Origin of the sequence: Geodermatophilus sp. YIM 151500 (assembly GCF_025716945.1) — a bacterium.
Lineage (GTDB): Bacteria > Actinomycetota > Actinomycetes > Mycobacteriales > Geodermatophilaceae > YIM-151500.
In genome coordinates this window covers 92,278-102,049 of the sequence record NZ_JAOVZT010000008.1, presented here as the reverse complement: position 1 = coordinate 102,049, position 9,772 = coordinate 92,278, and the positions used below count along the sequence as shown (strand labels likewise).

Below are 9,772 nucleotides of genomic sequence, written 5' to 3'. Positions count from 1 at the left end.
ACGGCGGCGGAGTCGCTCCGGTTCCCCACCGGAGGTGTGTGGGTCGGGAGACGGCGGCGGAGTCGCTCCGGTTCCCCACCGGAGGTGTGTGGGTCAGGACTCGAGGATGGCGACGACGCCCTGGCCCCCGGCGGCGCAGATGGAGATCAGCCCGCGCTTGCCCGGGCCGGCCTCGTGCAGCTGCTTGGCCAGCGCGGCGACGATCCGCCCGCCGGTCGCGGCGAACGGGTGCCCGGCCGCCAGCGACGAGCCGTTGACGTTGAGCTTCGACCGGTCGACCGCACCCAGCGGCACGTCGAGGCCGAGCTTCTCCTTGCAGAACGCCGGGTCCTCCCAGGCCTTGAGCGTGGCCAGCACGGTCGAGGCGAACGCCTCGTGGATCTCGTAGAAGTCGAAGTCCTGCAGCGACAGCCCGTTGCGGGCCAGCAGCACCGGGGTGGCGTGCACGGGCGCCATGAGCAGGCCCTCGCCGCCGTGCACGTGGTCGACCGCCGCGGTCTGCGCGTCGACCAGGTGGGCCAGCACGGGTAGATCGCGGGCGGCGGCCCACTCGTCGGAGGCGAGCAGCACCGCCGAGGCGCCGTCGGACAGCGGCGTCGAATTGCCGGCCGTCATGGTGCCGTCCTCGCCGCCGAACACCGGCCCGAGCGCGGCGAGCTTCTCGACGTTCGAGTCCGGGCGCAGGTTCTCGTCCCGGGTCAGGCCGAGGTAGGGGGTGACCAGGTCGTCGAAGAAGCCCCGGTCGTAGGCGGCGGCCAGGTTGCGGTGCGAGGCGACGGCCAGCTCGTCCTGCTCCGCCCGGCCGATCTCCCACTGCCGCGCGGTGACCGCTGCGTGCTCGCCCATGGACAGCCCGGTGCGCGGCTCGGCGTTGCGCGGCAGATCGGGCACCACCTGCCCGGGGCGGAGGCCGGCGAGCGCCTTGAGCCGCTGCTGCACCGTCCGCGCGCTGGCCACCTGCAGCAGCACCCGGCGCAGGTCGTCGTTGACGGCCAGCGGCGCGTCGGAGGTGGTGTCGACGCCGCCGGCGATGCCCGATTCGATCTGCCCGAGGGCGATCTTGTTGGCCACGAGGACGGCCGCCTCGAGCCCGGTGCCGCAGGCCTGCTGGACGTCGTAGGCCGGGGTGCGCGCGGCGAGCTGCGAGCCGAGCACCGACTCGCGGGTCAGGTTGAAGTCGCGGGAGTGCTTGAGGACGGCGCCGGCGACCACCTCCCCCAGCTGCACGCCCTGCAGCCCGAAGCGGGCGACCAGCCCGTCGAGGGTGGCGGTGAGCATGTCCTGGTTGGACGCCCGCGCGTAGGCGGAGCCCGAACGGGCGAACGGGATGCGGTTCCCGCCGACGATCGCGGCCTTCCGCGTCATGGAACACCTCCGGGGGATGGATCGCTGACCGGTACCCACGGTATCAGGTACTCTCCGTCACATGAAGGCCGAGGTGGGAGGCCCCGCGGCCGGGCGTGACCGGCGCGACTCCCGATGGGACGCGCACCGCCGCGCGCGCCGTGCCCAGTTGGTCGAGGCAGCGGTCGCCGCGGTGGGCCGGCACGGCGCCGGCGTCGGCATGGACGAGATCGCGGCCGAGGCCGGCACCAGCAAGACCGTCGTCTACCGCCACTTCGCCGATCGCGGTGAGCTGCACACCGCCGTCTGCGCCCGCGTCGCCGAGCAGCTCACCGGCACGCTCCGGACGGCGGTCCTCGGCGCCGCGCACCCGCGCGCCATGCTCGCCGCGGCGATCGAGGCCTACCTGACGTTCCTCGAGGCCGATCCCGAGCTGTACCGCTTCGTCGTCCACCAGCACCTGGCGCCGACCGCGGACGGCGACCCGATCACCACGCTCGCCGACCTCGTCGGCGACGAGGCCGCCGCCCTGGTCGCCCCGGCCCTGCAGGCGGCCGGCCGCGATCCCGCCGCGGCCGCGCCGTGGGGGCACGGCGTCGTCGGGCTGGTCCGCTCGGCCGCCGACTGGTGGCTGCGCGCCGACCGGCCCATGCCCCGCGACGAGCTCGCCGCCCACCTGACCGATCTCGCCTGGACCGGGCTCGCCGGCATCGCGCCCGCCCCCCGCACACCCGAGAAGGAGACCCCGTGACGAGCACGCTGCCTCCCGCCGTCGACCCGGCCCGCATCCAGGAGGTCCTCGACGGGCGCTGGGCGCACGTCCGCCGCGACGCCCGGGACAGCCTGCGCGGCCCGGACCTGCTGCCGGTCTACGGCGAGACGGTCGCCGAGGCCCGGGAGCGGGTCACCCGTGCGGTCCGCCGCCTCGCCGACACCGGCCGGGTCTTCCTCGGCTTCCCGGAGGAGTACGGCGGCGACGGGGACCCCGGTGGCTCGGTGGTCGCCGTCGAGATGCTGGCCTTCGCCGACCTCTCGGTGATGGTCAAGGCCGGCGTCCAGTGGGGGCTGTTCGGCGGCGCGGTGGAGCTGCTCGGCACACGGCGCCACCACGACGCCCACCTGCGCGACATCATGGCCTTCGACCTGCCGGGCTGCTTCGCGATGACCGAGACCGGGCACGGCTCCGACGTCCAGCAGCTGCGGACGACGTGCACCTACGACCCCGCCACGGGGACCTTCGACCTGCACACCCCGCACCCGGCCGCCCGCAAGGACTACATCGGCAACGCCGCGAAGGACGGCCGCGCCGCCGTCGTCTTCGCCCAGCTGGTCACCGGCGGCCGTCCCCACGGCGTGCACGCCTGGCTGGTGCCGATCCGGGAGGCCGACGGCCGGCCGCGCCCCGGCGTGACCATCGAGGACGACGGCCCGAAGGCCGGCCTCAACGGCGTCGACAACGGCCGGCTCTCCTTCGACCACGTGACGCTGCCGCGGGAGGCGCTGCTCGACCGGTTCGGGCAGGTGCACGAGGACGGCACCTACGAGAGCCCCATCGAGAACGAGACCCGGCGCTTCTTCACCATGCTGGGCACGCTGGTGCGCGGACGGGTGAGCGTCGGCGGGGCGGCGGGCTCGGCGACGAAGCTGGCCCTCGACATCGCCGTCCGGTACGGCGAGGTGCGTCGCCAGTTCACCGTCCCGGGAGCCGAGCGCGAGGTGCTGCTCAACGACTACCTGGTGCACCAGCGGAAGCTGCTGCCCGCGCTGGCCACGACCTACGCGCTGCACTTCGCGCAGGACGAGCTGGTCGTCCGGATGCACGAGCTCCAGGTGGCGCGGGCGGACGGCCGGGCGGACGGCCGGGCGGACCGCGCGCAGGTCGGCGGGTTCGTCGACGAGGCCCCGCAGCGCGAGCTCGAGTCGCGGGCGGCCGGCCTGAAGGCCGCGCAGACCTGGCACGCCACCCGGATCATCCAGCTCTGCCGCGAGGCCTGCGGCGGCGCCGGCTACCTGCAGGAGAACCGGCTGCCGCACCTCAAGGCGGACACCGACGTGTTCACCACGTTCGAGGGCGACAACACGGTGCTGCTGCAGCTGGTCGCCAAGGGCCTGCTGACCGGCTACCGCGAGGAGTTCGGCTCGCTCGACGGCTGGGGCCGCGCGGCCTTCATCGCCGACCTGGTGCGCGAGACCGTGCTGGAGCGGACGGCGGCGCGGGCGCTGATCGCCCGGCTGGTCGACGCGGTACCCGGCCGCGACGACGACGTCCCGCTGCTCGACCGCGGCTGGCAGCTGCGGATGTTCGAGTTCCGCGAGAAGCACCTGCTCGACGGCGCCATCCGGCGGTTGCGGCGCGGGGCCCCCGCGCGCGACGCCGACCAGTTCGCCGTCTTCAACGCCGTCCAGGACCACCTGCTGGCCACCGCCGAGGCGCACGTCGACCGCGTCGTCCTGGAGGCGTTCGTGGCCGGTGTCGAGCGGACGTCGGACCCGGACGCACGGCGGCTGCTCGACGCGGTCTGCGACCTGCACGCGCTGGCGACGATCGAGGCCCGCAAGGGCTGGTTCCTCGAGCACGGCCGGCTGACGCCGGCCCGCGCCAAGGCGGTGACGGCGACCGTCAACGCGCTGGTCGCCCAGCTCCGGCCGCACCTGGTCACGCTGGTCGACGCCTTCGCCATCCCGGACGAGTGGAAGGGCGCGGCGGTCCTGCGCGAGGAGGCCGGCCGGCAGGAGGCGATGGCCGCGCACGACGCGCTGCTGCGGCAGGGGCACCGGCAGGGCACGGCGACCGCGCTGGAGGTCGTCCCCGCCCAGTAGAAGGACCCCCCTGCCCCCCACGCCTCGCACGCTCGGCGCGGGACCCTGCAGGGGGGCCGCTCCAGCACGTCACCACGCTCGGCGCGGGGCCCTGCAGGGGGCCGCCCCAGCACGTCACCACGCTCGGCGCGGGGCCCTGCAGGGGGGCTCATGATCAACCCGGGCGGGGGACGTCCAGGCGGACGGCGAGGACGGCGACGTCGTCCTCGGCGTCGGGCAGGAAGAGGCTGTCGAGCACCTCGTCGCAGAGATCCGTCAGCGGCAGCTCGGCACACCCCCGGAGCAGGCCGAGCAGCTCCTCGGTGCCGGTGTCGATGTCGCGGTCGCGGCGCTCCACCAGGCCGTCGGTGTAGAGCAGCACGGTCGACCCGGGCGCCAACGCGGTCACCCGGTCGGACCGCGGCACGTCGGGCGACACGCCCAGCAGCAGGTCGGCCGGGGCCCCGTCGAGCAGGGCCACCTGACCGTCCGGCGCCACCACGACCGGCGGCGGGTGACCGGCGCTGGCCCAGCGCAGCACCGCGCCCGCGGATCCCGGCTCGCGCTCCAGCCGGGCGACCAGCGCGGTGGCCATCGTGTCGAGGGCGAGCCCCTCGACCGCCCGGTCGAGCTCGGTGAGCACAGCGGCCGGCGGCGCGCCGCTGGAGTAGCTGATGCCACGGAGCAGGCCGCGCACCTGCCCCATCGCGGCCGCCGCCCGCGTGTCGTGGCCGACGACGTCGCCGATGGCCAGCACGGTGGCGCCGTCGGCCTGCAGGAACGCGTCGTACCAGTCGCCGCCGATCTCCACACCCGCCGCGGCGGGCACGTAGCGGACGACGATCTCGCAGGAATCCGGCTGCGGCGGCGCGGTCAGCATGCTGTGCTGCAGCGCGTCGGCCAGCGCCCGCTGCTGGGCGTAGAGCCGGGCCTGGTGCAGCGCCAGGCCCGCCCGGCGGCCGATCTCGACGGCCGTCTCGATCTCGGCGACGGTGTGCCGGCCGCGCTCCGGGCCGGTGAACAGCCCCAGCGCGCCCAGCGTCTGGCCGCGCGCCTCCAACGGCACGATCACGCCCGCCGAGGCCCCGAGCCGCAGCAGCGACTCCCGGGCGGCGGGATCGGGCAGCGCGCGCTCGATCCGCTCGCGGTCGATGACGGGCAGCACCATGGGCCGCCCGGTGGTGGTCACCACCCGGGCGCCGGCGTCGTCGGTCATCACCGAGACCATCGAGCGGACGTACGCCTCGAGCTCGGCGCGCCGGGTCGGGTCGCGGTGCGCCGAGGCCAGGTCGTGCAGCCGGCCCTGCTCGTCGGTGACCACCACCCAGCACCAGTCGCCGAGCACCGGCACGACCAGGGCGGCCAGCTGCTCGACCTGCGCGGTGATGTCGGAGGCGCCGGCGAACACCCGGCCGACGTCGGCGAGCAGCTGCAGCCGCTCGGTGACCTGCGCGGTGGCCGCCTCCGCCGCGGCCCGCTCGGCCGCGGCCTGCATGCGCGAGATGCTCAGCGCGATCTGCGCGGACAGCCCCTCGAGCAGCTCGACGTCCTCGTCGGTGAACGCGTGGTCGGTAGTCCAGTACGCGACGAAGGCGCCGAACAGCCGGCCCTCCACCCGCAGCGGCAGGGCGGCGATCGCGTGCAGGCCGAGCGCGCCGGCCACTTCGGCCAGCCGGGGGAACCGCTCGCGGCCCGACTCGACGGTCGGCAGCAGCACGGGCTCGCCCGTCCGGACCGTGTACTGGGTGGGCAGCGAGTCGTCGAGCTCGATCTCGATGCCACCCGGTGGCAGCTCGTAGTCCTCGGCCACCGAGCGGACGACGTCGACGAGCCGGCGGCCGAGGTGCACGCGCACCCGGCCGTCGAGCGGGTCGCGGACGGCGATCCCGCCGGACTCCGCGCCGAGCACCTGCGCCCCGCGGAGGGTGATGTCGGCCAGCTGGTCGATGCGGGTCGCGTGCGCCATCTCGGCGGCGACGTCGGAGATCGCCGCGGCCCGCTGCATCGCCGCCATCCGCTGGTCGCTGAGGTCGCGCGCCTCCGTCACGTCGAGGGCGGTGCCCAGGATGCGCACCGGCTCGCCCGAGGGATCGACCAGCACCCGTCCGCGGGAGACGGTCCACCGCACGCCGCCGTCCGGACGCATGTTGCGCACCTCGACGGAGTACTGGCTGCGCGCGGCGATCGCCTCCCGGATGACCGCCTCGGCCGTCGCCCGGTCGTCGGGGTGCACGTGCCCGGCCATCAAGCGGTCCATGGGCATGGAGACGGCCCCCTCGACGCCGAAGATCGCCGCGCACCGCTGGTCGGCGACGAAGGTCCCCGTCCGCAGGTCGATCTCCCAGATGCCGACCGAGCTCGCCTCCAGGGCGACGTCGAGCCGGTCGAGGGAGGAGCTCGCGTCGGCGTTGGCCGCCCCGAGCTCCAGCTCCGCGACCACCGAGGCCGCCAGGTCCCGCAGCGCGGCCACGTCGTCGTCCGACCAGACGCGCGGGACGACGTCGAAGACGCTGAGCACCCCCACGACGTGACCGCCGGCGGCGACCAGCGGCACGCCGAGGTAGCCCCGCAGCAGGCCGGCGCGCGCGGCGGGCAGGTCGCGCAGCCGCTCGTCGCCGGCGGCGTCCTCCGCGGCCAGCGGCGTACCGAGCCGCACCGTCCCGGCGCAGGGCGACCCGGCCAGCGGGAGCTCGTCGGCCGCGGCGATCTCGGGCAGCCCGTCGCTGCCGAGCACGACCTCGGCGTCGGTGACCAGGCACACGAGCGCGGACGGCGCACCGACCAGCCGGGCGGCCAGCCGGGCCAACCGGTCGTACGAGGGCGAACCGGGGCGGTCGCCCAGTAGCCGGGCAGCCGCCGCCAGCCGCTCGGGGTCGGTCAACCGGTCGGGGACGCGCGGCGGCTCGAGCGTGGCCACGCACTCCTCCCTCCGGGGTCCGACCGGGACGGCGGCCCCGGGGTCGGCTCCCATGCTCGCACGCGATCCGTCAGCGAACCGTCACACACCGCCCGGCCTCCGGCCCGCGAGGGGGCCGACCCGCTCAAGGAGCCGGCACCCGGCGCCGATGAGATCACCGTGACCGGGTCGTCCACCACCTCGCTGCCGGACTGCCGGCCGCTGCTGGCCGACCCCGACGACCTCACCCTGGTGTTCCAGCCCATCGTCGACCTCGCCGGCGCCACCGTAGCCGGGTACGAGGCGCTCGCCCGCTTCCCCGGTACCGCCGGACCCGACGTCTGGTTCGCCGCGGCCGCCGAGGCGGGTCTGGCCGCCGAGCTGGAGGCGCTGGCCATCCACAGGGCGCTGGCCGCGGTGCCCGGCCTGCCCGCGAACACCTTCCTCACCGTCAACGTCAGCCCGCACCTGCTCGGCACCGCGCCGGTGCAGCGCGCGCTGGCCGGCCGGGACCGCCTCGAGCGCGTCGTCGTCGAGCTGACCGAGCACACCCCGGTCGACGACCTCGACGCGCTGGGCGACCAGACGCAGGCCCTCCGCGACCGCGGCGCGCTGATCGCCCTGGACGACGCCGGCAGCGGCTACTCCGGCCTGCAGCAGCTCGCCACGTTGCGGCCGCAGATCGTCAAGCTGGACCGGGCGCTGGTCAGCGGCGCCGACACCGACCCGGTGCGGGTGGCGCTGGCCGAGATGATCGGCGAGTTCGCCGGGCGGATCGACGCCTGGTTGCTGGCCGAGGGGTTGGAGACCGCGGCCGAGCTGGCCGCCTTCGTCCGGCTCGGTGTCCCGCTCGGGCAGGGCTGGGTGCTCGGCCGTCCGGCGCCGGTGTTCGCCGCCCTCGACCCGCAGGTCGAGCGGCTCCTCCGGTCGCAGAACGCCCGCGCGCGGCTCACCGAGAGCGTGGCCAGCCTGCTGCGGCCGGTGCGGCAGGTCCCCCGCGACGAGGTGGACGGCATCCCGCCCGCGGTGCTCACCGGCCCGCTCGGCGAGCCGGTCGGGCTGGTGCTGTCCGACCCGCGGACGGGCGAGGTCTACACCGCCCCGGTCTCGCTGCGGGTGCACCCGTCGGCCGACATCGGGGAGACGCTGCAGCGGGCCCTGACCCGGCCGCCCGCGCACCGCTTCGAGCCCGTGCTCTGCACCGACCCGACCGGCGCCGTCCTCGGCCTGCTCCGCCTCGAGGACCTCGCGTCGGCCCGGAAGGCGCGCTGACCGAGCACCCCGCCGGCCGGCAGCGGGCCCCCCGCGGGGGCCACCCGGACCCCGGCCGCGCAGGGCGGCCGGTCGCACCACCCGACCCGACAAGGAGTCCGCCCATGAAGACCTTCGCCTGCGGCGACGTCATCCCCGGCTGCAGCGCGCGGTTCACCGCCGCCGACGAGGACGGCATCTTCAGCCAGGTCGCCGGCCACGCCGCCGCCGACCACGGCGTCACGACCGTGACGCCCGAGCTGGTCGCCGCCGTCCGCGCCCACATCCACTGACCCGTTGATGGAGTGCGAGGGTGCAGGCTTCTGCGCCCTCTTCCCTGCGCCCTCGCACTCCGCTGCTCAGGTGCTGGCGTCGGTGAGCGACTGCCGCTGGTCGTCGGTGAGCACGAGGTCCTGCATCGGCAGCAGGTCGGCGAGCTGCTCCACGGAGCGGGCGCTGGCGATCGGCGCGACGACGGTCGGCTGGTCGGCCAGCCAGCGAAGCGCGACCGCGGCCATCGGCACACCGTGCGCGTCGGCCACCTCGTGCAGCGCCGAGAGCACCCGGTCGCCGCGCTCGCCGGCGTACTCGGCCGCCTTCGCCGCGCGCGGCGAGTCCACCCGCTCGCCCGCCCGGTACTTCCCGGTCAGGAACCCGCGCGCCAGCCCGAAGTAGGGCAGGACACCCAGCCCGCGACCGGCGACGACGTCGCGCAGCTCGTCCTCGTAGACGGCGCGCTCCATCAGGTTGTAGTGCGGCTGCAGCGCCACGTACCCGCGCACGCCGAGCCGGTCGGCCGTCTCCACGGCCTCGGCCAGCCGCTTCGCCGAGTAGTTCGACGCCGCGGCGTAGCGCACCTTGCCCGCCCGCACCAGCTCGTCGAAGGCCTGCAGCGTCTCGTCCAGCGGGGTGGTCTCGTCGTCGAAGTGCGCGTAGTAGAGGTCGATGACGTCGGTCCGCAGGTTGCGCAACGACCGCTCGGCCGCCGCGCGGACCTCGCCCGCCGACAGCGGGTGCTCCTTCCGCCCCGGCGAGGCCTTGGTGGCCACCACGACCCGGTCGCGCAGCCCGCGCTCGGCCATCCAGCCGCCGAGGATCCGCTCGGAGGTCCCGTCGCCGTACGACTCCGCCGTGTCGACGAACACCGGTTGCGGGTCGACGGCGTCCATGAACCGGTCGAGCACGGCGAAGGACGTCGCCTCGTCCGCCGTCCAGCCGAACACGTTGCCGCCCAGGCAGAGGTCGCTGACGGTCAGGTCGGTCCCCGGGAGCTGCGGCATGGCTCCCACGCTAGGCGCGGCGGCCCCGGCCGCGCCCGTCGGGACGGCCCGGGGCGGGTGGGATCGGCGGGACGGCGGCGGGTCCGTCAGGCATCCCCACTGGCCAGACCGCCCGTCATCTGGCACGGTGCCCGGGGTCCCGGTCGGCCACCGGCCGGGACCCGCCGGTCCGCGCGTCGCGCGCGGACCCCAGGATGTCCCG

Annotated in this window: 7 protein-coding genes; 4 read left to right on the top strand and 3 right to left on the bottom strand. The window is 75.6% G+C overall.

What is annotated here, in order from left to right; all coding sequences use genetic code 11:
* Positions 1-93 precede the first annotated feature (93 nt).
* Positions 94-1,365 carry an acetyl-CoA C-acetyltransferase gene (locus tag OF117_RS14705; RefSeq protein ID WP_263553589.1) on the bottom strand — a complete coding sequence of 424 codons (1,272 nt, stop codon included), beginning with the start codon at positions 1,363-1,365 and terminating at the stop codon, positions 94-96.
* 61 nt (positions 1,366-1,426) lie between these two features.
* Between OF117_RS14705 and OF117_RS14700 the strand changes: the two genes are divergently transcribed.
* Together OF117_RS14700 and OF117_RS14695 are read left to right on the top strand one after the other, a co-directional pair.
* A complete protein-coding gene (locus OF117_RS14700; RefSeq protein ID WP_263553588.1) occupies positions 1,427-2,095 on the top strand; it encodes a TetR/AcrR family transcriptional regulator in 669 nt (222 codons plus the stop codon).
* Positions 2,092-4,164 carry an acyl-CoA dehydrogenase gene (locus OF117_RS14695; protein ID WP_263553587.1) on the top strand — a complete coding sequence of 691 codons (2,073 nt, stop codon included), beginning with the start codon at positions 2,092-2,094 and terminating at the stop codon, positions 4,162-4,164. The genes OF117_RS14700 and OF117_RS14695 overlap by 4 nt, the downstream gene beginning before the upstream one ends.
* A 154-nt stretch (positions 4,165-4,318) precedes the next feature.
* On the opposite strand, the gene OF117_RS14690 is transcribed toward OF117_RS14695, so the two are convergent.
* Positions 4,319-7,060, bottom strand: coding sequence for a SpoIIE family protein phosphatase (locus OF117_RS14690; RefSeq protein WP_263553586.1), 2,742 nt, complete (start codon positions 7,058-7,060; stop codon positions 4,319-4,321).
* Positions 7,061-7,219: 159 nt separating this feature from the next.
* On the opposite strand from OF117_RS14690, the gene OF117_RS14685 reads away from it, so the two are divergent.
* Positions 7,220-8,311: an EAL domain-containing protein gene (locus OF117_RS14685; RefSeq protein WP_263553585.1), complete on the top strand. Its 1,092-nt coding sequence runs from the start codon at positions 7,220-7,222 to the stop codon at positions 8,309-8,311.
* A gap of 104 nt (positions 8,312-8,415) precedes the next feature.
* The gene (locus tag OF117_RS14680; protein WP_263553584.1) at positions 8,416-8,583 is read left to right on the top strand and encodes a DUF1059 domain-containing protein; all 168 of its coding nucleotides are present in this window, start codon (positions 8,416-8,418) and stop codon (positions 8,581-8,583) included.
* Positions 8,584-8,649: 66 nt separating this feature from the next.
* Here OF117_RS14680 and OF117_RS14675 read toward each other — a convergent pair whose 3' ends face one another.
* The gene (locus OF117_RS14675) at positions 8,650-9,570 is read right to left on the bottom strand and encodes an aldo/keto reductase (protein WP_263553583.1); all 921 of its coding nucleotides are present in this window, start codon (positions 9,568-9,570) and stop codon (positions 8,650-8,652) included.
* Positions 9,571-9,772 lie beyond the last annotated feature (202 nt).

Coding starts and splice junctions, on each gene's coding strand:
- OF117_RS14705 (WP_263553589.1), bottom strand. CDS start 1,365: ATGACGCGGAAGGCCGCGATCGTCGGCGGGAACCGCATCCCGTTCGCC.
- OF117_RS14700 (WP_263553588.1), top strand. CDS start 1,427: ATGAAGGCCGAGGTGGGAGGCCCCGCGGCCGGGCGTGACCGGCGCGAC.
- OF117_RS14680 (WP_263553584.1), top strand. CDS start 8,416: ATGAAGACCTTCGCCTGCGGCGACGTCATCCCCGGCTGCAGCGCGCGG.
- OF117_RS14675 (WP_263553583.1), bottom strand. CDS start 9,570: ATGCCGCAGCTCCCGGGGACCGACCTGACCGTCAGCGACCTCTGCCTG.